The organism is Bacillus jepli, assembly GCF_047238305.1.
Classification (GTDB): domain Bacteria; phylum Bacillota; class Bacilli; order Bacillales; family Bacillaceae_L; genus Ferdinandcohnia.
Genome location: NZ_JBDFMO010000001.1, coordinates 2,963,873 through 2,990,586 on the forward strand (window position 1 = coordinate 2,963,873; position 26,714 = coordinate 2,990,586).

At 37.6% G+C, this 26,714-nt stretch carries 29 protein-coding genes; 28 read left to right on the forward strand and 1 reads right to left on the reverse strand.

What is annotated here, in order from left to right:
- Positions 1-208 precede the first annotated feature (208 nt).
- The 24 genes from ndk (at position 209) to ABC371_RS15265 (ending at position 22,814) form a co-directional block, all read left to right on the forward strand.
- The gene (gene ndk, locus ABC371_RS15150; protein ID WP_412897538.1) at positions 209-655 is read left to right on the forward strand and encodes a nucleoside-diphosphate kinase; all 447 of its coding nucleotides are present in this window, start codon (positions 209-211) and stop codon (positions 653-655) included.
- Between the two features lie 86 nt (positions 656-741).
- A complete protein-coding gene (locus ABC371_RS15155; protein WP_412897539.1) occupies positions 742-1,524 on the forward strand; it encodes a CheR family methyltransferase in 783 nt (260 codons plus the stop codon).
- Positions 1,525-1,729: 205 nt separating this feature from the next.
- Entirely contained in the window at positions 1,730-2,902 is a 1,173-nt protein-coding gene (gene aroC / locus ABC371_RS15160; RefSeq protein ID WP_412897540.1) for a chorismate synthase, read from the forward strand.
- Positions 2,902-3,981, forward strand: coding sequence for a 3-dehydroquinate synthase (gene aroB, locus ABC371_RS15165; protein ID WP_412897541.1), 1,080 nt, complete (start codon positions 2,902-2,904; stop codon positions 3,979-3,981). Before aroC ends, aroB begins: the two co-directional genes overlap by 1 nt.
- A 37-nt stretch (positions 3,982-4,018) precedes the next feature.
- Entirely contained in the window at positions 4,019-4,396 is a 378-nt protein-coding gene (aroH, locus tag ABC371_RS15170) for a chorismate mutase (protein WP_412897542.1), read from the forward strand.
- A gap of 312 nt (positions 4,397-4,708) precedes the next feature.
- Positions 4,709-6,226: an anthranilate synthase component I gene (gene trpE / locus ABC371_RS15175; RefSeq protein WP_412897543.1), complete on the forward strand. Its 1,518-nt coding sequence runs from the start codon at positions 4,709-4,711 to the stop codon at positions 6,224-6,226.
- Positions 6,219-7,244 (forward strand): anthranilate phosphoribosyltransferase, encoded by a 1,026-nt coding sequence (gene trpD / locus ABC371_RS15180; protein WP_412897544.1) that lies wholly within the window; start codon positions 6,219-6,221, stop codon positions 7,242-7,244. The genes trpE and trpD overlap by 8 nt, the downstream gene beginning before the upstream one ends.
- Positions 7,234-8,013, forward strand: coding sequence for an indole-3-glycerol phosphate synthase TrpC (trpC, locus tag ABC371_RS15185; RefSeq protein WP_412897545.1), 780 nt, complete (start codon positions 7,234-7,236; stop codon positions 8,011-8,013). Before trpD ends, trpC begins: the two co-directional genes overlap by 11 nt.
- The gene (locus ABC371_RS15190; protein ID WP_412897546.1) at positions 7,994-8,647 is read left to right on the forward strand and encodes a phosphoribosylanthranilate isomerase; all 654 of its coding nucleotides are present in this window, start codon (positions 7,994-7,996) and stop codon (positions 8,645-8,647) included. The genes trpC and ABC371_RS15190 overlap by 20 nt, the downstream gene beginning before the upstream one ends.
- Positions 8,631-9,863, forward strand: a complete 1,233-nt coding sequence (trpB, locus tag ABC371_RS15195) for a tryptophan synthase subunit beta (protein ID WP_412897547.1) — start codon at positions 8,631-8,633, stop codon at positions 9,861-9,863. The genes ABC371_RS15190 and trpB overlap by 17 nt, the downstream gene beginning before the upstream one ends.
- Positions 9,826-10,650, forward strand: a complete 825-nt coding sequence (trpA, locus tag ABC371_RS15200; protein WP_412897548.1) for a tryptophan synthase subunit alpha — start codon at positions 9,826-9,828, stop codon at positions 10,648-10,650. Before trpB ends, trpA begins: the two co-directional genes overlap by 38 nt.
- A gap of 305 nt (positions 10,651-10,955) precedes the next feature.
- Positions 10,956-12,053: a histidinol-phosphate transaminase gene (gene hisC, locus ABC371_RS15205; RefSeq protein WP_412897549.1), complete on the forward strand. Its 1,098-nt coding sequence runs from the start codon at positions 10,956-10,958 to the stop codon at positions 12,051-12,053.
- Between the two features lie 59 nt (positions 12,054-12,112).
- Positions 12,113-13,225: a prephenate dehydrogenase gene (locus ABC371_RS15210; RefSeq protein ID WP_412897550.1), complete on the forward strand. Its 1,113-nt coding sequence runs from the start codon at positions 12,113-12,115 to the stop codon at positions 13,223-13,225.
- Positions 13,226-13,231: 6 nt separating this feature from the next.
- Positions 13,232-14,551, forward strand: coding sequence for a 3-phosphoshikimate 1-carboxyvinyltransferase (gene aroA / locus ABC371_RS15215; protein ID WP_412897551.1), 1,320 nt, complete (start codon positions 13,232-13,234; stop codon positions 14,549-14,551).
- A 133-nt stretch (positions 14,552-14,684) separates the two neighbouring features.
- Positions 14,685-15,623 carry a hypothetical protein gene (locus ABC371_RS15220; RefSeq protein ID WP_412897552.1) on the forward strand — a complete coding sequence of 313 codons (939 nt, stop codon included), beginning with the start codon at positions 14,685-14,687 and terminating at the stop codon, positions 15,621-15,623.
- A 21-nt stretch (positions 15,624-15,644) separates the two neighbouring features.
- On the forward strand, positions 15,645-16,898 hold the full coding sequence (locus ABC371_RS15225; RefSeq protein ID WP_412897553.1) for a tetratricopeptide repeat protein: 1,254 nt from the start codon (positions 15,645-15,647) through the stop codon (positions 16,896-16,898).
- Positions 16,899-17,002: 104 nt separating this feature from the next.
- Complete coding sequence (locus tag ABC371_RS15230) at positions 17,003-17,539, forward strand: ReoY family proteolytic degradation factor (protein ID WP_412897554.1); 537 nt, start codon at positions 17,003-17,005, stop codon at positions 17,537-17,539.
- A 154-nt stretch (positions 17,540-17,693) separates the two neighbouring features.
- Entirely contained in the window at positions 17,694-18,152 is a 459-nt protein-coding gene (locus ABC371_RS15235) for a YpiF family protein (RefSeq protein ID WP_412897555.1), read from the forward strand.
- A 192-nt stretch (positions 18,153-18,344) separates the two neighbouring features.
- Positions 18,345-18,860, forward strand: a complete 516-nt coding sequence (locus tag ABC371_RS15240) for a Rieske (2Fe-2S) protein (protein WP_412897556.1) — start codon at positions 18,345-18,347, stop codon at positions 18,858-18,860.
- Positions 18,861-18,863: 3 nt separating this feature from the next.
- A complete protein-coding gene (gene qcrB, locus ABC371_RS15245; protein ID WP_116352354.1) occupies positions 18,864-19,538 on the forward strand; it encodes a menaquinol-cytochrome c reductase cytochrome b subunit in 675 nt (224 codons plus the stop codon).
- A 154-nt stretch (positions 19,539-19,692) separates the two neighbouring features.
- Positions 19,693-20,460 (forward strand): menaquinol-cytochrome c reductase cytochrome b/c subunit, encoded by a 768-nt coding sequence (locus tag ABC371_RS15250; protein ID WP_412897557.1) that lies wholly within the window; start codon positions 19,693-19,695, stop codon positions 20,458-20,460.
- Between the two features lie 113 nt (positions 20,461-20,573).
- Positions 20,574-21,164, forward strand: coding sequence for a lipoprotein heptaprenylglyceryl N-acetyltransferase LhaT (lhaT, locus tag ABC371_RS15255; RefSeq protein WP_412897558.1), 591 nt, complete (start codon positions 20,574-20,576; stop codon positions 21,162-21,164).
- 63 nt (positions 21,165-21,227) lie between these two features.
- Entirely contained in the window at positions 21,228-22,028 is an 801-nt protein-coding gene (gene ypjB, locus ABC371_RS15260; protein ID WP_412897559.1) for a sporulation protein YpjB, read from the forward strand.
- A gap of 111 nt (positions 22,029-22,139) precedes the next feature.
- Entirely contained in the window at positions 22,140-22,814 is a 675-nt protein-coding gene (locus ABC371_RS15265; protein WP_412897560.1) for a zinc metallopeptidase, read from the forward strand.
- Positions 22,815-22,910: 96 nt separating this feature from the next.
- Here ABC371_RS15265 and ABC371_RS15270 read toward each other — a convergent pair whose 3' ends face one another.
- Positions 22,911-23,777, reverse strand: a complete 867-nt coding sequence (locus ABC371_RS15270) for a YitT family protein (RefSeq protein WP_412897561.1) — start codon at positions 23,775-23,777, stop codon at positions 22,911-22,913.
- Between the two features lie 147 nt (positions 23,778-23,924).
- On the opposite strand from ABC371_RS15270, the gene ABC371_RS15275 reads away from it, so the two are divergent.
- The 4 genes from ABC371_RS15275 to bshA are packed head-to-tail and all read left to right on the forward strand — an operon-like array spanning position 23,925 to position 26,706.
- Positions 23,925-24,257: a nucleotide pyrophosphohydrolase gene (locus tag ABC371_RS15275; protein ID WP_412897562.1), complete on the forward strand. Its 333-nt coding sequence runs from the start codon at positions 23,925-23,927 to the stop codon at positions 24,255-24,257.
- 20 nt (positions 24,258-24,277) lie between these two features.
- Positions 24,278-25,078 carry a 4-hydroxy-tetrahydrodipicolinate reductase gene (gene dapB, locus ABC371_RS15280; RefSeq protein WP_412897563.1) on the forward strand — a complete coding sequence of 267 codons (801 nt, stop codon included), beginning with the start codon at positions 24,278-24,280 and terminating at the stop codon, positions 25,076-25,078.
- A gap of 14 nt (positions 25,079-25,092) precedes the next feature.
- The gene (gene mgsA / locus ABC371_RS15285) at positions 25,093-25,512 is read left to right on the forward strand and encodes a methylglyoxal synthase (RefSeq protein WP_136377962.1); all 420 of its coding nucleotides are present in this window, start codon (positions 25,093-25,095) and stop codon (positions 25,510-25,512) included.
- 60 nt (positions 25,513-25,572) lie between these two features.
- Positions 25,573-26,706 (forward strand): N-acetyl-alpha-D-glucosaminyl L-malate synthase BshA, encoded by a 1,134-nt coding sequence (bshA, locus tag ABC371_RS15290; protein ID WP_412897564.1) that lies wholly within the window; start codon positions 25,573-25,575, stop codon positions 26,704-26,706.
- Positions 26,707-26,714: the final 8 nt, after the last annotated feature.

Below are 26,714 nucleotides of genomic sequence, written 5' to 3' on the forward strand. Positions count from 1 at the left end.
TTTTCGAGCAATAGATCAAATACTAAGAACGCCACTTCCTGTGGCAACGTCTTTGTGACCCACCTCGTGTGGGCCTAAAAAATCTGGGCGCAAATACGCCAAAGCGTATTTGAATAATAACATTGCAAACCAATCGAAATAGTGTTACTATTTTGATTGGTCAGTTAAAAAGACTATTATACATAATTGTGGTGGGGTGGAGATCGTTATGGAAAAAACATTTTTAATGGTAAAGCCTGATGGTGTACAGCGTCAATTAATTGGTGAAATTGTATCACGCTTTGAAAGAAAGGGTTTTCAACTAGTAGGAGCTAAATTGATGGCGGTTTCAGAAGACCTTGCAGGAGAACATTACGCTGAGCACAAAGAGCGACCGTTCTTTGGAGAACTAGTTGAATTCATTACATCTGGACCAGTTTTTGCGATGGTTTGGCAAGGTGAAAATGTAATTGCAACTGCTCGTCATATGATGGGTGCTACAAATCCTAAGGATGCAGCTCCAGGAACAATCCGTGGTGATTTTGGAGTAACAGTTGGAAAGAACGTTATTCATGGTTCTGATTCAACAGCAAGTGCAGAGCGTGAAATTGCCTTATTCTTCAAAGAGGAAGAATTAGTAGACTATGATAAGCTAATTAATAATTGGATTTACTAATCTAATCAAACTAAACCAGCTCTATTCGGGGCTGGTTTTTCTAAAGAAACTCTCACCCCTATGATGATTTTTTTTGAGGAGAAGCTATGGATAAGAATTATATGTTATTTGCCGAGCAGGTAAAAAGAAAAACAGGTATTGATTTACGTTTATATAAAGAGGCACAAATGGTTAGAAGACTTACCTCACTGTACGAAAAAAGAGGTTTTTCAAGTTTCCAGGAATATTTTAAAGGAATTGACAAAGACAATGAACTGTTACACGAGTTTTTAGATCGAATGACGATTAATGTTTCAGAGTTTTATCGGAATGCGAAACGATGGGAAGTACTAGAATCCAAGATTCTTCCAAAACTTCTCCAACAAAATCGGAAGCTTAAAGTGTGGAGTGCAGCCTGTTCTGCTGGTGAGGAGCCCTACACGCTTGCAATGATGCTTTCAAAATTTTTACCTCTTCATCAAATATCCATTTTAGCTACGGATATAGACGAAAATATTCTTGCCAGAGCAAGGATGGGGGTATATCCTGAACGTTCACTTCAAGAAGTGCCTACTGAAATGAAAAAACGCTACTTCACTCAGGATGGTACTTTTTATAAGATCCATTCGGACCTAAAAAAGGCAGTGAATTTCAAAAAGCACAATCTTTTATCTGATTCCTTTGAAACGAATTTCGACTTAATCGTGTGTAGAAATGTATTAATTTATTTTACTGAAGAGGCAAAGGACATGCTTTATCAAAAATTTAGTGGAGCTCTTAAAAGGGATGGAATCCTATTTGTCGGAAGCACCGAACAAATTTTCAATCCAGCCTCGTATGGGCTAGAAACGGAAGACACATTCTTTTATCGAAAAACGTCAGAAAAATGACAAATCTAATATTGTTTGTTAAGATAAAGGAATCGAATTTGCCATTAGGTAAATTCGATTCCTTTATATTTGTAGATGCATAATCATGAAATTTTTGAAAAAATCTATCCTGTTATGCAAAAATTATGATATATTGATACATAATCGCTTTAAATTACGAAAGTAAAATTCATTTTTAACTTTAACATACAAGGGGGTAACATACATGAGATATTTAACAGCTGGAGAATCACATGGACCGCAGCTTACAACAATTATTGAAGGTGTACCTGCTGGTCTTGAACTAACAACAGAGGATATAAACAACGAACTTGCTAGACGCCAAAAAGGGCATGGTCGGGGCAGAAGAATGCAAATTGAAAAAGACCAAGCACAAATCGCAAGTGGTGTAAGACATGGTAAAACATTAGGTTCCCCAATTGCATTAGTCGTTGAAAACAATGACTGGAAGCACTGGACAAAAATTATGGGGATTGAACCAATAACCGATGAAGAATCAGAAGAAATCAAACGTAAAATTACACGTCCGCGTCCAGGGCATGCAGATCTTAATGGAGCCTTGAAATATGGTCATCGTGATATGCGGAACGTTCTAGAAAGATCTTCTGCACGTGAAACAACAGTGCGTGTTGCTGCTGGTGCTGTAGCTAAAAAATTCTTAGCTTCTTTAGGAATCAAAGTAGCTGGACATGTACTTGAAATTGGCGGTGTACGAGCTAAGAACACAACATACTCAAGTATTGAAGAATTAAAAACAAAATCAGAAGAATCACCAGTAAGATGTCTTGATGAAGAAGCAGGCGTGCAAATGATGAACGCGATTGATGAAGCAAAGAAAAATGGTGACTCGATTGGTGGAATTGTAGAAGTCATCGTTGAAGGCGTACCTGCAGGTGTGGGAAGCTATGTTCATTATGATAGAAAGCTTGATTCTAAAATTGCTGCAGCAATGGTAAGTATTAATGCCTTTAAAGGTGTTGAATTTGGTATTGGCTTTGATGCAGCAAGAATCCCTGGAAGTCAAGTACATGATGAAATCATTTGGGATAAAGAAAATGGTTATAAGAGAAGAACAAATAATTTAGGTGGCTTTGAAGGCGGTATGACAAACGGTATGCCGATCGTTGTAAGAGGTGTCATGAAGCCAATACCAACTTTATATAAGCCACTAAAAAGTGTAGATATTGAGACAAAGGAAGTATTTGAAGCAAGTATTGAAAGATCCGATAGTTGTGCAGTTCCTGCAGCTTCCGTCGTTGCTGAAGCAGTCGTAGCTTGGGAGGTTGCAAATGCAATTGTAGAACAATTTGGACAAGATAGAATTGATGTAATTCAAGAAAATGTAACGAAAATGCGTGAGTATTCGAGGGAATTTTAATGGACAAATTAACCATTGAAACAAAATCGAAAACGTATCCGATGTACATTGGGACTCAAATAATAAATCAACTTCCCCAGTTGATACAGGATACATGTAAACAGGTTTCAAAGGTACTCGTCATAAGTGATGAGTCTGTTGCAGCACTTTATTTAGATAAAGTGCTCGACATCCTTAAGCAACAATACGACGAGCCATTATCATATGTTATTCCTGCTGGGGAGAATGCAAAATCCTTTGAAGTGTATTATCAATGCCAGACCTTTGCGCTTGAAAAAGGATTGGACCGTTCTTCTGTGATCCTTGCATTAGGGGGAGGTGTTGTTGGGGACTTGGCAGGCTTTGTCGCAGCTACTTTTATGCGCGGCATTCCGTTTATCCAAATTCCAACAACATTACTTGCCCATGATAGTGCTGTCGGAGGTAAGGTTGCGATTAATCATGAACTAGGAAAGAACATGATAGGAGCATTTCATCAACCGAATGCGGTTCTATATGATATTGATTTAATGAAGACATTGCCTAAGATAGAGCTTCGCTCAGGATTTGCAGAGGTTATTAAGCATGGACTCATCTGGGACCCAGAATTTTATCGGTGGCTTACAGAGAAAATACAATCCCTTGATGATCTAAGAGGGGAAAAGCTCCAATATGCTGTTTTAAAGGGTGTAGCTGTTAAAGCTAAAGTTGTTTCTGAGGATGAGCAGGAAAAAGGACTCCGTGCCATTTTGAATTTTGGTCACACCCTTGGGCATGCAATTGAAGCGGAATCTGGGTATGGTAAGATTACCCATGGAGACGGGGTTGCTATTGGGATGATTTTTGCATTAAAAGTGAGCGAAAAAATCTTTCATATCGATCTAGCGTCTGAAAAGATTAGGGAGTGGTTCCGTTTATTTGATTTCCCTACAGCCATTCCTAAAGAACTAGACCGAGTAAAACTACTTGAGCGTATGAAGCACGACAAAAAAGCTACTTCTGGAAAAGTAAAAATGGTCTTGTTAAAAAATATTGGCGAAACTGTCATTGAGGATATTGGAGATGAACAACTCCTTCAACTCTTGAAGGAATTTCATTAAGAAGGTTGCCAGACACAGACGCAAAGGAGGGGCAAAGTTGATAAGGGGAATACGTGGTGCTACAACAATTGAAAATAATAATAAACAAGAAATATTAGCTGCAACTGAAAAACTTTTACGTGACATGATTTCTGAAAACAAAATTGACGCAGAAGATGTCGCGCAAATTGTATTTTCAGTAACAGATGATATTGATGCAGCTTTTCCTGCAGCGGCTGCAAGACAAATTGATGGTTGGTCATTTGTTCCGGTTATGAGCATGAGAGAGATTCCAGTTTCAGGATCACTGCCAATGTGCATTCGGGTGATGATGACGGTGAATACGACCGCCAAACAAGAAGAAATCCAGCATATTTACCAAGGTGGAGCCGTAGTGCTTCGACCAGACCTTATAACCGTCAAAGAAAATAATTAAAGACAATGCATTGACAAATAGGGAAAGCGTACGATAAGATAATTAAAACATTTAGTATAGTTAGAGTTTAGTGAGTTTTTAGTTAAGTTAGAGTTTAGTAAGTTTTTAGTTAAGTTTTTAGAGCAGAGTTTAGGGTAGATGAGAATGACGAGTTTAGCTGAGGTTAGCACAAGTTTATTATGTTTACTTCTACCCAAGGATACGTATGTGTCTTTGGGTTGTTTATTTTTATCGTTTTTTTATAAAAAGCGAATCCAATTTTTATATACCTCCTAAACCTCATTCTCCATAATACATGGAGGAGTGAGCCTATTGAATACGTATAATTTTTCCTCGTTTGAGTCCGATGCCAAACAATATCGGACGATTCCAATTGTCAAACGTTTCTTAGTTGATACGTTGACACCCATTCAAATTTTTCAAAACTTAAAAAATGAAGCATCCTTTCTACTTGAAAGTAAAGATCATGAATCGGATTGGTCGCGGTATTCATTTATCGGCTTAAAACCATTTCTGTTCATGAATGAAAAGAACGGTCATTATTATGTGAAAAACGAAAATCAACAGAGCTTAGTAAAAAAACAAACAATGAAGGAAGCCTTTAACTGGATCAAAGACTATCTTGTTTTAAAACCACTTGATATCGAAATTTCTTTTTATGGAGGGGCAGTTGGTTATATTGGCTATGATGCAATCTCAACTTTTGAAAAGGTTGAAGAGCACTCAAACAATGACTTAAATATGGAACGCTACCAATTTTTCTTTTGTGAAACAATTTTGGCGTTAGATCATCATTCACGTGAATTGATTGTCATTCATTTTGTACGACTAAATGGTGGCGAAGATAGACGGATTCAAAAAGCCGTTTTTGAACATGCCAATTCAAAAATCAATATGTATTTATCCCGAATTATCCAAAACAAAGAGCAAAGCGAAATGTTACTGCTCCCTAAACTACATGAAATCCCGAATGTGACAGATATCAAGACGAATTTTGAAAAACAGGATTTTCTAGATGCGGTTAATAAAATTAAAGACTATATCACCGCTGGAGATATTTTTCAGGCAGTTTTATCACAGCGTTTTGAGATTCCGGTTTCAGTAAGTGGATTCCAGCTCTATCGTGTCTTACGGATGGTAAATCCTTCACCTTATTTATTTTATATCAAAATCAATGACATTGAGATTGTCGGGAGTTCCCCTGAACGTTTAATTAAAATTCATAATAAACATCTTGAAATTCACCCGATTGCAGGGACAAGACGGAGAGGGAAGACGAAGGAAGAGGATGAAGCACTTGCAACAGAATTGCTTCAGGATGAAAAAGAGAAGGCAGAGCATTATATGCTAGTTGATTTAGCAAGAAATGATATTGGCAGGGTATCAGCGTTTGGTTCAGTTAAAACACCTGTACTTATGGAAATTGGTCGATTCTCACATGTTATGCACATTATCTCAAAGGTAACAGGTGAGTTAGATGAGAAAATTGACCCATTGGATGCATTACTTGCTGCCTTTCCAGCTGGAACTGTATCTGGAGCTCCCAAAATTAGAGCGATGCAAATACTTTCAGAACTTGAACCAACCGCACGAAACTTGTATGCCGGTGCCATTGCTTATATTGGATTTGATGGAAATATTGATTCATGTATTGCAATTCGAACAGCGATCATTAAAGATGGTGTGGCTTATGTCCAGGCAGGAGCGGGAATCGTCGCAGATTCGGTGCCTGAGCAAGAATGGATGGAAACGGTTAATAAAGCAAGTGCCTTGATTCAAACAATTCAACTGGCTAAAGAGGCTTTTGAAAAGGAGGATATTCATGTTTAAACAACTTTTAAATAAATGTATCAACGGCGAGGTTCTAACAGAAGAGGAAAGCTATCAAGTAATGGATGTAATTATGTCTGGAGAAGCAACGGCTAGTCAAATTGCGAGCTTGCTTTCGATTCTCCGTTTTCGTGGTGAAACCGCGGATGAAATTACAGGCTTTGCTAGAGCAATGAGAGAGCATATGATGCATTTAGATTATGAAAGTGATCAAGTGATTGATACGTGTGGAACAGGCGGGGACGGTGCGTCTACCTTTAATATTTCAACGGCATCAGCAATTGTTGTATCTTCCTTAGGAATAAAGGTTGCGAAGCATGGAAATCGAGCAGTCTCCTCAAAAAGTGGTAGTGCCGATGTTTTAGAGTATTTAGGTGTTGAAATACAATCAACTGGGGAAGAAGCTAAAAAGGCATTAAGTAAACGAAATATGAGCTTTTTGTTTGCTCCTATTTACCATGCTGCAATGAAGCATGCGGTTACACCAAGACAAGAAATAGGATTTCGTACCATTTTTAATCTATTAGGCCCAATGGCAAATCCAGCTAGATGTAAAAAACAGGTACTGGGAGTTTATTCAACAGATTATGCTGAAAAAATGGCAAATGCCCTTGGAAAGCTCGGTTCTGAGCACGTTTTATTCGTCTCAGGTCGTGATGGACTAGATGAATGCAGTATTACAACTGAAACAGATGTCGTGGAATTAAAAGATGGAGAGATTAAAAGATTTGTCCTGTCCCCTGAAGATGTTAACCTTCCACGTGGAAACATGAAAGATATTCAAGTTTCTTCTGTTGTTGAAAGTGCAAACCTATTACGGGATGTCTTATATAGTAAGGCTAATCAAAGTGCAACGAATATTGTTTTACTAAATGCTGGAGCTGCGATATATGTTTCAGGTAGGGTAAACAGTATTCGTGAAGGTGTGGAGTTGGCAAGAGAAGCAATTGTAACTGGAATTGCGAGAAATCAATTTGAACAACTAAGAAGTCGTGAGGTGGAGTACTATGCTAAATAAAATACTTGAACAAAAGAAAGTTGAAGTGGAAAACATCAACTATCCTGAAATAGATTGTGAGGTTGAAAGAAAGTCATTATACTCAGCACTTTCTAACCCAAATCGTTCACTTGGGATTATTGCCGAGGTGAAAAAGGCATCACCTTCAAAGGGAATCATACGCGAAGATTTTCATCCTGTCGCGATCGCTACTGAATACGAGGAAGCTAGAGCCGATGCAATCTCTGTGTTAACTGATGAGCGATTTTTTCAAGGTTCGATTAATTATTTAATGGACATTAAGAAAAAAGTAAACATTCCCGTGTTACGTAAAGACTTTATTGTCGATGCAAAGCAAATCAAACAAAGTGAAAAAATGGGGGCTGATGTTATTTTGTTGATTGGAGAAGCACTTGCTCCCAATCAATTACATGAATATTATTGTGAAGCCTATGAAAGGGGCTTAGAGTGTTTAGTTGAAGTCCATTCACGAGAAACGTTGGAACAGGTTTGCATTAATTTTACCCCAAAAATTCTTGGCATTAATAATCGAAATTTAAAAGTATTTGAAACTTCGATTACCCATACAGAAGAAATTGTGAAGGATGCTCCTTCAGACAGTCTAGTGGTTAGTGAAAGTGGAATTCATACACCACAGGATATTAGAGACGTTATTCGATATGGAGCAAAGGCAGCTTTAATTGGAGAAGCATTTATGAGAGCATCGTCTCCTGGAATCGGGATTAAACAAATGTTTGGTGAGGTTCCCTATGCAACAACCTCTCATTAAATATTGTGGGAATAAATCGTTAGAGGATGTACAGGTCGTTGCGAAAAGCAATGCTCATTATATCGGTTTTATTTTTGCGAACAGTAAACGTAAAGTAAATTCTGATGATGTCAATAAATGGTTGGGTAAAGTGGATTTACGGGATAAAAAAACGGTAGGGGTCTTTGTGAATGCGGAACTAAAAGAAATCAGAGAAGTATTGGCAAAAGTCCCATTATCCGTTATTCAATGCCATGGAACTGAGTCGGTTGAATTTATTAAACAAGTAAAAAACGAAACGGGTATATACGTATGGAAGGTCATTCATCATGATGATCAAGGTCTACAGACGATGAAGAAGTTTGCTGGTGTTGCTGATGGATATGTTGTTGATACAAAGGTTGCGAAGATGTGGGGTGGAACTGGTGTTTCGTTTGATTGGAAGTCCATCCCTTTCTATCAGCAGGAAGCAAAAGAACAGGGAGTTCCATGTCTCATAGCAGGTGGAATCGATTCTAACAATATCAAACAACTTCTTAGCTATGAGATTTCTGGATTTGATATCTCTAGTGGAATTGAACATGAAGGTAAAAAAGATGACACGATCATACAAACAATAGAGAAATGGGTGGATACATGTGTTGAACGTACCTAATAAAAATGGAAGATACGGTGATTTTGGGGGTAAATTTGTACCTGAAACATTAATGATGCCATTGGAGGAAATAGAAAAGGCTTTGGAAGAAGCTTATAAAGATAGAGAATTTCATAATGAATATATTCGTATTTTGAAAGAATACTCAGGACGCCCAACAGCACTTACTTTTGCTGACAATTTAACAAGAGAATTAGGTGGGGCGAAGATTTATCTGAAGCGTGAGGACTTAAATCATACCGGAGCCCACAAAATTAACAATGCAATTGGTCAAGCTCTCCTTGCCAAAAGAATGGGAAAGAAAAAAATCATTGCTGAGACGGGAGCTGGTCAGCATGGTGTAGCCGCTGCGACAGTTGCTGCAAAATTTGGGTTGGAATGTAAGGTCTTCATGGGTGTCGAGGACATTGAAAGACAAAAGCTTAATGTGTTCAGAATGAGACTTTTAGGTGCTGAAGTGATCCCTGCTACTAGTGGTAATCAAACATTGAAAGATGCAACAAATGAGGCAATTCGATATTGGGTTCAGCATTGTGAGGATCACTATTATATGATTGGATCGGTAGTTGGTCCACATCCTTATCCAAAAATGGTCCGTGATTTCCAACGAATTATCGGGGATGAAGCAAGAGAACAATTCCTAAAACGTGAAAGCAAGTTGCCAACTGCAGTAGTTGCTTGCGTTGGTGGTGGAAGTAATGCAATAGGGATGTTCTACCCGTTTTTAGAGGATGATGTTCGCTTAGTAGGTGCTGAAGCTGCTGGTAAAGGTGTCGAAACCTCCTTACATGCAGCGACAATTACAAAAGGTACAAAAGGTATTATTCACGGCTCACTCACGTTTCTTCTTCAAGATGAGCATGGTCAAATTACCGAACCATATTCGATCTCAGCTGGACTTGATTATCCAGGAGTAGGACCTGAACATGCTTATCTTGCCAGTAGTGGACGTGTTAAATATGAAAGTGTAACAGATAAGGAAGCACTCGATGCCTTGCAAATGCTAACTCGTGTTGAAGGGATTATTCCGGCAATTGAATCTGCGCACGCAATCGCAATCGCTATAGAAATGGCGAAAGAAATGTCACCAGAAAAATCCATTCTCATTTGTTTGTCAGGTCGTGGTGACAAAGATGTCCATTCCCTTATGGCATACCTAGAAGAAGGAGGAGCTACAGATGAACACAACCTTTACGAACCGATTGCCCAAGGCTGAAAAATTATTTATCCCATTTATCGTTGCAGGTGATCCACATCCTGATGTAACGATTGAAATTGCACTTTCCTTGCAAGAAGCCGGTGCTTCTATCCTTGAACTAGGAATTCCATATTCAGACCCATTAGCAGATGGACCTGTTATTCAAAGAGCCTCTGCTCGTGCATTGAAAAATGGAGTTACATTGGAAAATTCGATGAATCTTGTTTCGGAAATGAGAAAAAAAGGATTAAAAATTCCTGTAATTATCTTTACCTATTACAATCCTGTGCTACAATTAGGAGAAGAAAACTTTTTCGCTTTAGCGCGACAAAATGGTATAGACGGATTGCTAGTACCTGACCTTCCTTTTGAAGAAAGTGAAGATCTCAGAAGAAGATGTGAGAACGAGGGATTGAAATTTATTTCACTTGTAGCACCAACTTCTTCCAGCCGAATTGAAAAAATCGCCTCACATGCACAAGGATTCCTATACTGCGTATCATCTTTAGGTGTTACAGGTGTTAGAAATTCCCTGAACAATGAGGTATACTCATTTTTACAAGAGGTTAAACGATATAGCAATATACCAGTGGCAGTTGGGTTTGGTATCTCGAATTCTTCCCAAGTAGAAGCACTTAAGGACCATTGCGATGGGGTAATTATGGGAAGTGCCCTTATCCAAAAAATAGAAGAGCTTCTACCTGAATTAGTCAATGAGGAATCAAGAGCTACCGCCTTATACCATTTCAAGAATTTTATTAGAGATGTTTTGCAACCTATCAACTTTTTTCAGCAGAAGTCCTAACTTCTCTGAAAAAAGTTGAAGCCTCCGGCGGATGCCACGATTTTTTAAAGGAAATTTTTCAGCATTAACTGGCACTAAGCCCTCGCTGAGGGCAATTGCCAGTAAAAGCCTGATTGGTTCAACTATCAATCTGTGGGATAAAACTTCCACAGATTGAAGTTTCACTGTATCTCGCGTAAGATCAAAGACTAAGAACACCACTTCCTGTGGCAACGTCTTTGTGACCCACCTCGTGTGGGCCTAAAAAAATCTGGCGCAAATACGCCAAGGCGCATTTGATTAGAAGATAAGAGGTGTAGCTTGAAATGAATATCAAGGAACAATTATTGGATTTAAAACCATATCAACCAGGTAAACCGATTGAAGAAGTGAAACGGGAATATGGTTTGGAAAAGATTGTGAAACTAGCTTCAAATGAAAATCCATATGGATGCTCAGACAAAGCAAAAGAGGCAGTGAAAAATAGCTTAGATTCATTTGCGATTTACCCTGATGGCTATGCAACAGAGTTAAGAGAAAAGCTTGCAAAGCATTTAGGTGTTGAAGGCACACAGCTTCTATTCGGTAATGGATCAGATGATGTGATTCATATTATAACAGCTGCATTACTTGCACCTGGGAAAAATACAGTTATGGCGCATCCATCATTTTCTCAATATAAGCATAATGCAATTATTGAAGGAGCTGAGGTTCGTGAGGTTGAGCTAATCGATGGCCATCACGATCTTGATGGGATGCTTGGGCAAATCGATGAAAATACTGAAATTGTTTGGGTGTGTTCACCAAATAATCCTACAGGATTATATGTTAACACAGAAAAACTACATGCCTTTTTAAAACAAGTTCCAAGTCATGTTCTTGTTATTATGGATGAAGCTTATTATGAGTTTGCAGTAAATGAGCAGGATTATCCGAATACAGTTGCCTTATTAAATGAATATCCAAATCTTCTTATTTTAAGAACGTTTTCCAAAGCATATGGGCTTGGTGGACTCCGTGTTGGTTATGCGATCGGAAATCGTGATTTTATTAACAAAATTGAACCTGTTCGTCAGCCTTTCAATTCTAATCGCGTTGGTCAATTAGCTGCTGCAGCTGCATTGGATGATCAAGATTTCATTGCAGCATATGTTGAAAAAAATAAAAAAGGTCTGCAACAGTTCTATACATTCTGTGAGGAAAATAATTTAGCTTATTATCCTTCTTTTGGAAACTTCATTTTAATTAATTTTGAACAGCCAGGTGATGATGTATTTCACTATTTATTGGAACGCGGCTTCATTGTTCGTTCAGGAAATGCATTAGGCTTTCCAACTAGCATTCGAATAACCGTTGGCACAGAGGAACAAAACAGTGAACTCATAGCTTTACTTACAGAAATGCTGAAAAATCCAAAGAACTAAGACTATGGGGGTTAGAGCATAACCCCCATTTATTTGTTTCTATATTCGGTGGTGATGAAATGAATTCAAATGTGCTCGTAATTGGACTTGGATTAATTGGGGGGTCAATTGCGCTTGCGATAAAGAAAGAACATCCGGATACGACAATATATGGTTTTGATAAGAACAAAGAATCATCACTGCTAGCAAAAACATTAAAGGTGATTGATGAAGCTGTATTTGAGTTAGAGGATATTGTACATAAGTGTGACTATATTTTTATATCGGTTCCAGTCAAACAGACCATTGACATTATTCATGAACTTAGCTCCTATCCACTAAAAAAAGATGTCATTGTGACAGATGTGGGAAGTACGAAACAACAAATCGTTCAAATTGCAGATTCCATATTTGGAAATCTTGGCGTCACCTTTGTCGGTGGACATCCGATGGCAGGATCACATAAAAGCGGGGTTGTTGCTGCAAAAGAACATTTATTTGAAAATGCTTTCTATATATTTACCCCTCATAATGAGAAACCATCAAGTAACTTAGCAGTAAAACAGTTAAAAGTCTTATTAAACGGAACCAAAGCTAATTTTTTAATTATGACACCTGAAGAGCATGACCGTGTCGCTGGTGTAATTAGCCACTTCCCGCATATTGTTGCAGCAAGTCTTGTCCATCAAGCGCAAAAATATGATAAAGTAAATGAACTTGTTCGACCATTAGCAGCAGGGGGATTTCGAGATATTACTAGAATTGCATCTAGCAATCCATCAATGTGGCGTGATATATTATTACAAAATCGGAATGTATTGTTAGACCTTTTTGAAAAATGGATTGACGAAATGGAACAAATCCGAAATTTCGTGGCAAATGGTAAGGGTGATCATATTTATGATTATTTTATGGATGCCAAAAATTTTCGCGATGGACTGCCTACACGTACAAAAGGTGCGATTCCCTCGTTTTATGATTTATATGTTGATATTCCGGACTATCCAGGTATTGTTTCTGAAATTACTGGACTTCTTGCACAGGAAAGGATTAGCATTACAAATATTAGAATTATTGAGACACGAGAAGAAATCTATGGAGTGCTAAGGATTAGCTTCCAAAGTGACGAAGATCGTCAGAAGGCGAAAGTTTGTATTGAAAGTAAAACTAGTTACGATACATATAATGGTTAATGGAAAATGTTTTCTAGGGGTGGTATTTTGGATTTACTAAAACTACGTACAAATATTGCTGGTTTAAATGGTTCAATTGATATTCCAGGTGATAAGTCGATTTCCCATCGTTCAATTATGCTTGGAGCCATTGCACAAGGAAAAACGATTGTGGATAATTTTTTGCTCGGTGATGACTGTTTGAGCACGATTAGCTGTTTTGAAAAATTAGGTGTGAAAATTACACAGGAGCATAATCACATAGAGATAGAGGGAGCGGGCTTCGTTGGGCTACGTGAGCCAGCTGAGGTATTAGATACTGGAAATTCAGGAACGACGACTAGATTAATGGTGGGTCTTCTTTCTGGTGTGCCTATTCATACTTGCATGATTGGTGATGAGTCGATTGCCAAAAGACCAATGAAACGTGTTACAGAGCCACTCCGTCAAATGGGGGCTAAAATTGACGGTAGAGAAGACGGCAATTTTACACCATTAGCGATTCGTGGTGGCTCCTTAGAGGGGATAAACTATATTTCTCCTGTAGCAAGTGCACAAGTGAAATCGTCGATACTGTTAGCTGGTTTGAACGCTACAGGTACAACATCAGTTACGGAGCCTCATAAATCGAGAGACCATACTGAACGCATGCTACGTGCCTTCGGTTGCGAGGTTGAAGAAGATGGTCTTATCGTAAAACTAAAAGGTGGTCAAAAGCTAACAGGGACAAATATTGAAGTGCCTGGAGATATTTCCTCTGCCGCTTTTTTCCTAGTTGCGGGAGCGATTGTACCAAACAGTCGAATCACGTTAAAAAATGTAGGCATGAATCCGACGCGAACAGGAATTATTGATGTTTTAGTAAACATGGGAGCTCGTCTTGAGATTGGTAACGAAAGAATCAAGAATAATGAACCTATTGCTGACTTAACCATTCAGACTTCCGAGTTAACAGGGATTGAAATCGGTGGAGACATTATACCTCGTTTGATTGACGAAATTCCAGTTATCGCTCTATTAGCTAGTCAAGCGAAAGGAAAAACGGTTATCAAGGATGCAGCGGAATTAAAAGTGAAGGAAACAAATCGTATCGATACTGTTGTCGGGGAGCTTTCTAAACTAGGTGCAGTGATTGAACCTACCGATGATGGAATGATTATTTATGGTGATCAAAAACAATTGACTGGTGGCGAAGTACATAGTCATGGTGATCACAGGATTGGGATGATGCTTGCTATAGCTGCGTGCATTGCAAATGATGAAATGTATTTATCTGATTCTGAATCCATTTCTGTTTCATACCCAAGTTTTTTTGAACATCTAAATAGATTAATTGGAGAAAACTAATGCATAATGACCCATGGAACCTAAATTCCATGGGTTTTTCCGTAATTATAAGAATAATTAACATACATCCTCCGCTTTTCGCATAGCTTGTCTTAAGAAGATTTGTCCATTTTTATGCGAAAGGGGAGGTTTGATGCCATATATATTAGAAAAAGCGAATGTTCTTAAGGATAATAAAGTCATCACATGCTCGTTACTTATAAAAAACCAACGCATTGATTATATGAAAGAAAACCTCAAAAGACTTTCATTTATGAAAACAAACTTATCACAATATTTATTAACACCTGGCCATGTCATGATAAATTACTCCTTTACGAAAGAATATTCATTTCGATCATTTAAGAAAGAAATGACGGACAACTATTTACGAAAAGGTTGTACAACCTTACTTGTGATAAGTGATGTAATGAATGAGCATGAAATAGCCCGATCCCTTACTAACACAAAACATTTTTTGTTAAATTGCCCTATTGACTATTATTTAGGTGTCCGTATTCCACTCGATAGCCTAACACCATCTTTCCTTGTTGCATGTAGACGAAAAAAAATCCCGGTAATTATCGTCACAATAAATAAAGTTGATGATTTATATAACGTACCATGGGGCTGGATTAGGGAATCCTATCATTCTTATCGAATTCCAATTATCCCAGAGTGGAAAATGAAGGAAAAAACCGTTTTTACTAATAATGGAAAGGAACTGATTTGGAAAGAGATCACCGACGATAATCGTATCCCGACAATTCCTTTCTGTCCAAGCGAGGATATACCACTGCCCATAGATATGTTAAAAAAGATTGGCATCTACCCTGATAAAGGCGATATTCGCGTTGGTGGGGAACTGGATTACAATCTGTATGAACATGATGCTATAAGCTATTCAGTTGATGAAAAGCCAACTCTCGATTATCATAATCTTATACCAACTATCACCATGCATAAGGGGAATTTTACAAAAGTAGGCGACAAGGTATACTTTCGTTCCGGATTCGGTAATGAATGTAAAGTAAAAAAACCTGGTTATTTTGTTTCTTCTTATGATAATGAAATATTGGTGAATGAGAGATAGATATGAGGAGTTAATAAATTTATGCATAAAATAGAGAACGCCATTCAGTTAGTTGAAGATGGAAACGTAGAAGAAGGACTTAAAGCCTTAAAACAACTTAGAGAATACTCAAATGATGATGAGAAATACACAATTGCTGAGCATTATTATAAATGGGGCTTTGTCGAGGATGCAAAAGAAATTGTAGAAGAATTAATATCACGCTACCCTGATGAAGGAGAATTATTTGTTTTTTTAGCAGAAATCCTAATTGACCTTGATATGGAAGAGGAAGCAATCAATATTTTAGAACAAATTGCAGAGGATGACCCCGTTTACTTAGAATCCCTTGTTTTACAAGCCGATTTGTTCCAAATGCAGGGTTTATTTGAGGTTAGTGAACAAAAGCTTCTGTTAGCAAAGGAAAAATCCAATGATGAAACGATCATTGACTTTGCTCTAGCCGAATTGTATTTAAGTCATGGCGAATACAATAAAAGTATTCCGTATTATGAGAAAGTTTTACAGAATGGTGACGAAATAGCAGGTGTAAATGTTAACGCCCGAATTGCGGAAAGTTATAGTACAACAGGTAAGTTCGAAGAAGCTCTACCGTATTATGAGGAAGCCATCAAAAAACAAGAAGATAGTAATACATTATTTGGCTTTGGTGTAACAGCATATCAAGCGAAATACTATAAAAAAGCAATTGAAGTTCTGGAGCGCCTTAAGGAACTTGACCCGGACTATTCTTCTCTTTATCTATATCTTGCTAAGGCATATGAAGAAGAAGCTAGCTTGATGGAAAGCTTTAAGGTCTTATTAGAAGGTCTTGAAGTGGAATCATTAAATAAAGAACTTACTTTCTACGCTGGTAAAATATCTATGATGCTAGGTGATAAGGAAAATACAGAAAAATACCTTCGTGCGGCTGTGGGAATTGACCCAGGTTACGTGGAAGCAACCTTGCAGCTTTCAAAGTTTTTATTACAGGAAGAAAGATTTGAGGATGTCGTGGAATGCCTTGAATCTGTTATGAGCTACGGAGAGTATGATGAACAATTCGAGTGGGATCTCGGTTTTGCAAAAAATAAATTAGAACAATATTCGGATGCATTAAACCATTACCGTCGTGCATATACTTCTTTTAAAGAAACTCCAGAGTTTTTAGAAGAGTTTGGTTATTTCTTAATGGAGGATGGAAAAAGACAAGAGGCTGTCGAAGTATTTAAGGAACTCCTAAAGCTTGACCCAATGAAGTATGAAATTGAAGCATACATTTCTGAACTGGAGTAAATTAAAGTTTTCATGTTAAGAAGGATTTTTTAATGTGATTGTTGAAGTATATCAGTATATTATCATTATTACTACTCAATACTAGCAGAGGAGGGAAGCGTGCGATGACTACCCCTGTATCTGTCAACGAGAAAAAAGACTTCATACGCTGGTTTCTAAATAATTATCAGCTAAAACGAAGAGAATGTGTTTGGATTTTAAACTATTTAATGAGCCACGACCAACTCATGAAAAATGTTCATTTTGTTGAGCAGGCTCAATATTGCCCTCGAGGAATTATTATGTCAACGCATTGTGTGGATGATGTACCATTCCGTTTTTATAAGGAAAATGTCATGACAACGGATGCTGAAAAGTCATTTCATGATATACGCCTTAACAGGGAAGAAGAAATTTATATTCAACTTAATTTCAGATCCTCCTTCCATTCTCCTAATTATGTGGCTGTACTTGAAGAGAATCCATATATGCCAAAGCATCTTCAGGTGAATGAGCAGGATAAAGAGCTTGCGAAAAAGTTTCTTGATCAGTCCATTCATATGTTTCAAAAAGAGCATCTGTTAAAGCGAATTGATGAGGCGCTTGACAGACAGGATGAACCAGAGTTTAAAAGGCTAACTGAAAAGCTTAAACAACTATAAAATAGAAAAAGCTTACCTTAGAAGGGGCTGACAACGGGTCAGTCTTTTTTATTTACCCTAAATATGGTATGGTAGTTTGGGAGTTTGGCTAAAGATTCTTAATAAAGAAGTGAATATAGTTTAAGTACAGCAGAAGGGAAAGGATGCAGACAAAATGAAATGGATAACGAAGGATATGGATGTCTATTTACAAGCTAAGGAATATGTTGATACAGCAGTTATTCCATTGATTCCAGTATCACTTGAAGGAAATTTAAAAAATACCGTTTCAATGGGCGAGTTCATTACCATTCTTTCAAATGAAGTAGAACGACAATTTAAAGGAAGAATTATACTATTTCCGTCCTTTACGTATTCAAATGGTGAAGTGTTAGAATTGGCTAGTAAACGTTTAAATCAGTGGACAAGCGATTTGAACAGTGGTGGTATGAAGCATACCATATTTATTACATCAGATAGCAGCTGGAAGCAAGTAGAATCAGATTTAAATGGATCACTTATATGGCTGCCAACTTTACCACTTGAATACGTCGAAGAAAAATACAAGCAAACCATGCTTCAGGATCAAATGAAACAGCTTGTTACACTATTCACGAACATCTGGCAAAGGTAATCTTCAACATTATGTGACTATAACAATAAAAAATTCCTGACATTTCCAAAGAAAGTCACATAGTTGCCACTGTTTCGGCAAATCCTATTATTGACCTGTACCAAATATTGATATATCATGAGAATGTCCTAGTTTTTAATGTGTACAATTATGTCCGGAGTGGACTTAGCTTAGCATAGAGGGGGGAAAAAAATGAGCGAGAATAAACAACGGGTTTCAAGACGTCAATTTCTGAACTATACTCTAACAGGTGTAGGTGGTTTCATGGCAGCTGGGATGTTAATGCCTATGGTCCGCTTTGCAATTGACCCATTACTTCAACCAGAAGCTGAACATGACATGGTACAAGTAGTGAGTGTTGATAAGATTACGAAAGAACCCCAAAAATTTGATTTCAAAATAAATCAAGTTGATGGATGGTATGAATCAGAAGTTTCAAATTCAGCGTGGGTTTATAAAAATGATAACGGCGACATCATCGCATTATCACCAGTATGTAAACACCTAGGCTGTGCTGTTTCTTGGGCTGAGGATCCAGGTAACCCGGATCGTTTCTTCTGTCCTTGTCACTATGGTTTATATGAAAAGGATGGTATGAACGTACCTGGCACACCACCAATGGGCCCATTAGATGTATTTGATAGTCAAGTGAAAGATGGTTATTTATATTTAGGGAAAACAAAACCAAACCCTGTAGGAGGAGCGTAATCAATGTTAAATAAGATTTTTGATTGGGTTGACGAACGACTTGATATTACTCCTCTCTGGGCAGATATTGCAGACCATGAGGTTCCTGAGCATGTAAACCCCGCGCACCACTTTAGCGCATTTGTATACTGCTTTGGAGGACTTACCTTTTTTATCGTCGTCATCCAAGTATTATCTGGTATGTTCTTAACAATGTACTATGTTCCAGATATCATCAATGCATGGAATTCTGTTTACTATTTACAAAACGAAGTAGCGTTTGGACAAATTGTTCGTGGAATGCATCACTGGGGAGCAAGTCTTGTAATCGTTATGATGTTCTTACATACCCTGCGTGTATTTTTCCAAGGTGCTTATAAAAAGCCACGTGAGCTAAACTGGATTGTTGGAGTATTAATTTTCTTTGTTATGTTAGCTCTAGGTTTAACAGGTTACTTATTACCTTGGGATATGAAAGCGTTATTTGCAACAAAGGTTACAATTCAAATTGTTGAATCTGTTCCACTTATAGGGCCTTATTTAAAGACTCTAATTGCGGGGCATCCTGAGATTATTGGTGCACAAACACTAACCCGTTTCTTTGCGATTCATGTATTCTTCTTACCAGCAGCATTATTCGGTTTACTAGCTGCTCACTTTATCATGATTCGACGTCAAGGTATTTCTGGTCCACTATAGGATGCAAGCCACTGACTTCTAATTTTGAAGTGTAAAGGATTAGCATCTTTAATGAACTACCTTAGAGTAAAAAGATTTGGGTATTTTTGAAAAATTTAATGAATAGTACTATCTCTTTTGAATGAAAATTCTCTAAAAAGGAGGGGGACCGATTATGCATCGTGGAAAAGGAATGAAATTTGTTGGGGACTCTCGTGTTCCTGTAAGTAATAAAAAACATATTCCTAAGGATTACTCGGAGTATCCAGGGAAAACAGAAGCATTCTGGCCAAACTTCCTCTTAAAAGAATGGTTAGTTGGTTCTGTTTTCTTAGTCGCGTTTTTATGTTTAACAGCAGCACATCCGTCACCACTTGAAAAAGTCGCTGATCCTACTGCTGCAGGATATATTCCACTACCAGACTGGTATTTCTTATTCATGTACCAATTGATTAAATACACATATGCATCTGGTGATTTTAACGTTATTGGTACACTTGTAATTCCTGGACTTGCATTTGGAGCGCTTTTACTTGCACCATTCTTAGATCGTGGTCCTGAACGTAGACCATCAAAGCGTCCAATCGCTACAGGTATGATGCTTTTAGCATTTGCTTCAGTTGCATACTTAACATGGGAATCTGCTTCTCATGTTGACTGGGAAGCAAGAGCTGAATCTGCGAAAATAGTAGCAGAGGCAGAAATTGATAAGGAATCTGAAGGCTATGCGATTTATTCAGCTCAAAGCTGTATTGGATGTCACGGTCAAGACCTTGAAGGAGGTCCAGCTGGAAAGGCGCTAGTCGATAATGGATTATCTCCTGAGGATATTGCGAGGATCGCTAGAGAAGGACAAGGTAATATGCCTGCTAACGCCTTTGAAGGATCTGACGAAGAATTACAAAAGCTTGCTGAATTTATTTCAAGTGTAACTTCTAAATAATCAAACATAAAGCTGACTTTTAAGGGTCAGCTTTTTTTATTCGTTTTTTTCTTGACAAGGTAACTGCTTTTAAGAGAATCTTGAGGTAAGAAAATAGGAAAGTTGGTACATAGATGAAATGGATTACATATTTAATGGGGCAACCCTGGGTGCTCTGGATTTTATTACTTATAAACATTCCAGGGACTATCTACGGATATGTTTGGTATGAAAGTCAACTAAACATTACTCCACCAAAATTTTTAATCTTTGTTCCAGACAGCCCAACGGCAAGCTTGTTTTTTTGTTTTGTGTTAATCGCCTTTTTGCTCAAAAGGAATTGGCCGCTTATTGAAGCGTTGGCAATTGTAACCCTTTTTAAATATGGGATTTGGGCAGTGGTCATGAATATTCTTACTTATTTTGTTGACGGTTTGGATATTTATGGGTATATGTTGATTTTTTCTCACCTCGGGATGGCAATTCAAGGACTATTATACGCACCGTATTATCGCATAAAGCCAATCCATTTAGTGATCGCAGCCGTATGGACCTTACATAATGATGTAATTGATTATGTTTTCTTTATGATGCCAAGATATAGTGTACTCGATCAATATATTCCACAGATCGGCTATTTTACATTTTGGTTAAGTATGGTTTCCATCCTCATTACTTATTTACTTTGTATAAAAAAAGATCGCTATCAACTAGAACTTCAATAAATAAGTGGTCTACTCTTGTCCAATCTATCATACATTTTAATAGATGTTTGAGGAGGGACAAGTATGAAAATTTCTAGAATTATATGCATTATTTGTTTTATAGTTATGATTCATCCTATATCCATAAACGCTACCTCCAATGAAGAAAATTGGGATAAGCTTGATCAAATATCTGACCAAGCCCTACAAATGGTAAAGCAGGAAAGATACCAGGATGCTAAGCAATTGTTAATACATTTTTCAAATGAATTCCTTCGAATGAATCAGCGTGACCAATCTTTTTCAATGGATGAACTACGGATCATTACATTAACTCATGAATCAGCCTTTGAAGCAGTTACATCTAATTCACTCGGTTTTGAAGAAAGAGTCAATCGTGTTACTCAATTTCGTTTAGTGGTGGATGCGATGAGGTCTGAGTATCAGCCAATGTGGACAGAATTGGAAGATTCTATAATGACGACGTTTGACAAAATGAAGGAAACGATTGAAGAAGGTGATCAGGAAACATTTAATTACTTGCTGACTATCTTTCTATCAAAATATAATATCATTCATCCGAGTATTACTGTGGATATCACTCCTCAAGATGTTCAAAAAATAGATTCTCACATTGCGTTCTTAGATACGTACCGTAACGAAGACCTGAAGACCGCTACTAGAATACAACAGCTTGAGCAAATGGAATTAGATCTAAAAAATATGTTTGAGCGTATGACAGAGGATGACGCTGATCCGTCACTGATTTGGGTGATGATTTCAACAGGTGGGGCGATTATTCTTACATTAATCTATGTAGGCTGGAGAAAATATAAAGGTGATAAGCAAAAACGCCAAAAACAGAGAGATTACGAAGACCGCTGACAGTGGGACATATCCCACTGTTTACTTTTAGAGATTTTTGTAAGCAAGACAATTGACATTGAGCGAGTCTGTATCTAAAATTAAATTATACTATAATTTGGAGGAACAAAAATGATTCTAGTTTATTTTGCTTTGATCATTATCATTCCGATATATGCACAAATTAAGGTGAAGAGTGCATATAAGAAGTATTCACAAATTCCTTCTTCATCAGGTATGACTGGTGCAGAAGTAGCAAGAAGAATACTTGATCAAAATGGATTATATGATGTGAGAATCGAAGAAACACCAGGTTTACTTTCAGACCATTATGACCCAAGAACAAAAGTCGTTCGACTTTCAACGAACAACTATTATGGAAATTCTATCGCTGGTGCAGCAGTTGCAGCCCATGAAGTTGGTCATGCGATTCAAGACCAACAAGATTATGCATTCCTTCGTTTCCGTCATGCACTTGTACCGGTAGCGAATATTGGATCGAACTTTTCGTGGATTTTAATTATTGCTGGTATTATTTTTACAATGTCGAATTTAATTCTAGTAGGAATTATCTTTATGGCAGCAGCTGTGTTATTCCAACTTGTTACACTTCCAGTTGAATTCAATGCATCATCAAGAGCGATGAACGAAATTGTTTCTGCAGGTGTCATTCGAAACGACGAAGAACGTGAAACAAAGAAAGTACTAAACGCAGCAGCCCTTACCTATGTTGCAGCAGCAGCAGTAGCGGTACTTGAACTATTGAGATTGATCCTAATATACACAGGTATGACTCGAGAAGAATAAAAAACGAAAGCCGGTTACCCAATGTGGATAACCGGCTTTATTCATGTTAGTTTTGCTCATTTGACCAATTTGTGAGTGAGCTAAAATTCAAATTGATCACCGCTCAATCGGCTTTTTATTCTCATCCAACGTAAACCCTTCTCCAAGCACATCGTGGACATCACTAACTGAAACAAAAGCATGTGGATCAACTGAGATAATCACTTGCTTTAAACGACCTACTTCACTTCTTCCGACAACACAATATAAGATATGCTTCTCCTGCTTCGTATACGACCCCATTCCCTTTAAGATCGTTACTCCCCGATCCATCTCATGTAATATCTTTTCAGCAATCTCATTATTCTTCTCTGAAATAATCATAGCGCCCCTAGCGGCATAGGCACCTTCCTGCATGAAATCAATCACTCGTGCCCCAATAAAAACAGCAAGCAGGGTGTACATAGCCTCACGATAAGAAAGATAGAAAATGAGAGAAACCGTTATCACCACTGCATCAAATAAGAACATCGTACGCCCCATTGGCCAGCCAACATATTTTCGTACAAGCCTTGCGATGATATCAACACCACCAGTTGTACCACCATATCGAAAAATAATACCTAGACCAACTCCAATAAACACACCGGCAAATAACGCTGCCAACACTAGGTCGCCATCAAGTGGAATATCAAATTGATAACGTTGAAAGAACCATAAAAATATTGAAACACTTACTGTACCGATGAGTGTATAATAAAATGCAATACGACCAAGTAGCTTCCAACCTAGAAAAAACAATGGAACATTTAAAATCAAGTTTGAATAGGACGGATCAAATTTAAATAAAAAATAAAGCAAAAGTGTAATTCCTGTAAAACCGCCCTCTGCTAGATTATTTTGCATATTAAAATGCACAATCCCAAACGAAAAAATGGCGGAACCCAGCAAAATGAATATAATATTTTTTATTGAAAACTTCAAAGTTAAATACCCCCGGAATAGAAATAATTGCCACTTTATTATAAAGTATGGGTGAAAAACAAACAAATCATGTCGTATAAAAGAATTATTTGTCAAAAAGCTATATTTTAAGCTAACATAAGAATAGAAACAATAGAGGTGATAGTGATGGCAGATAAAACGATGAAACAGCTGCAACAAGAGGTAGATGCATACATAGGACAATTCAAAGAAGGTTATTTTAGTCCGCTAGCATTACTGGCTAGGTTGACTGAGGAACTAGGGGAACTTGCGAGAGAGGTTAATCACTACTACGGTGAAAAGCCTAAAAAAGATACAGAAACGCAAAAAACAGTGGCTGAAGAAACAGGTGATTTGTTATTTGTTCTGATTTGTCTTGCAAATTCCTTGAACATTGACCTTGAAGACGCACATAATACTGTTATGAACAAATTTAATACAAGAGATAAAGATAGATGGACACGTATTGACACAAATTAATAAGGGGGAATACATACATCATGGATACAATCAAAATCGTAGTTGCAGGTCCGAGAGGTAGAATGGGAAAAGAAGCAGTTGCCCTTGTTCAAGAAACAGAAAATTTTTCTCTAGTAGGGGTAGTTGATCGAAAAAACAATGGTCAGTCATTAAGTGATGTAGAAGGGTTTTCAAATGTAAATGCTCCGATTTTCACGGATATTATAGAGTGCTTCTCAGAAACAAAACCAGACGTCTTGATTGATTTAACAACACCTGAAACAGGTAAATACCACACTGAGGTTGCTATTGAACACGGGGTTCGCCCAGTAGTAGGAACAACAGGCTTTACGAAAGAAGAATTAGATAGACTGTCGCAAATGGCGGAGGAACGGAAGGTAGGCGCTATTATCGCACCTAATTTTGCTGTCGGTGCTGTACTAATGATGAAGTTTTCACAAATGGCTGCCAAGTATTTTCAAGATGTGGAAATAATTGAGCTTCACCATGACCAAAAGCTTGATGCGCCCTCTGGGACAGCTGTTAAAACAGCTGAATTATTGACAACAGTTAGAGAATCAAAGCAACAAGGACATCCTGATGAAAAAGAAACAATGCAAGGAGCTAGAGGTGCAGAGTACGATGGGATTCGCATACATAGTGTACGCTTACCGGGACTTGTTGCGCATCAAGAAGTGATGTTTGGTGGTAATGGACAAATGCTTTCCATACGCCATGATTCATTTAACCGTACATCCTTCATGTCAGGTGTTAAATTATCAGTTGACACTGTAATGAATCTTGATGTTTTAGTATATGGGTTAGAAAATATCATCGAATAAGGGGATACATAACTATGAAAATTGCTCTAATTGCTCACGATAAAAAGAAAAATGACCTAGTACAGTTTTCAACAGCTTATACATCTATTTTAGAACAACATGAATTATTCGCGACAGGCACAACAGGCTTACGCATTTCTGAAGCTACTGGACTCCAAATCCACCGTTTTCAATCTGGACCACTAGGCGGTGACCAAGAAATTGGGGCGATGATTGCAAATAATCAAATGGACATGGTGATCTTTTTTAGAGACCCACTAACTGCACAGCCACATGAGCCAGATGTTTCTGCATTGATTAGACTATGTGATGTGTATTCTGTTCCATTAGCAACAAATATGGGAACGGCAGAGGTACTTATACACGGACTTGAAAAAGGATTTTTTTCATGGCGTGAAATCATACGTGAAAGACAAGAAGGCGGTAATCAATAAGCTTTCGAATCTTTAGCAGTATCTGTCTTTGTAATTCATGTAGAAGTGGGAGATTCTTCAATGAAACTTAAAATCGGGATCACCTGTTATCCTTCAGTTGGGGGATCGGGTATCGTTGCAACAGAGTTAGGGAAGTTGCTTGCAGAAAAAGGACATGAAATCCACTTTATTTCTTCAAGTCTTCCATTCCGTTTAAACAAAATATACACAAATATTTATTTTCATGAGGTAGAAGTGAATCAATATTCGGTATTTAAATACCCGCCTTATGATTTAGCTTTAGCAAGTAAAATGGCAGAGGTAACAAAAAGGGAGAAACTTGATCTATTGCATGTTCATTATGCTATCCCACATGCTGCATGTGCGTATTTAGCAAAGCAAATGGTGGGTGGGGATGTTAAAATTGTGACCACCCTTCACGGAACTGATATTACAGTTCTCGGATATGATCCATCTTTAACTGAACTTATTCGGTTTGGAATCGAACAATCTGACGCTGTGACGGCTGTTTCTAAATCACTTGTCGAACAAACCTATGAATTAATTGAGCCAAAAAAAGAGATTAAAACGATTTATAATTTTGTAGACGAAAAAATTTACTACAAACGAAAAGTGGATGATTTACGAGAACAGTATGGGATACAAGAAGATGAAAAAGTAATTATTCATGTATCTAATTTTCGAAAGGTAAAACGTGTTCCTGACGTTGTTCAAGCATTTAACTTGATTCAAAAAGAAGTGAAATCCAAGCTATTATTGGTTGGGGATGGACCTGAATTAACCACTGCTTGCAAATTAATTAATAAGTTTGGACTAAATGATAAAGTTCTGCTTTTGGGAAAACAAGAAAACCTTCCAGAACTATATTCAATTAGTGACTTGAAGCTTTTATTATCTGAAAAAGAAAGTTTTGGACTTGTTTTAATTGAAGCAATGGCCTGCGGGGTTCCAACAATTGGGACAAACACTGGAGGTATTCCAGAGGTCATTGATGAAGGTCTAGATGGCTATATTTGTGAACTTGGGGATATTGAAGACATCGCAAACAAATCAATCGCATTATTAAAGGATTCCGACTTACATAGAAAAATGTCTAATCAGGCAATCCGCTCTGTCCAACAAAAGTTTAATTCTGAGCGAATTGTGAATGATTATGAGGATTTATATTATTCGATCCTAGATAATAAACGTTGAAAGGGGAT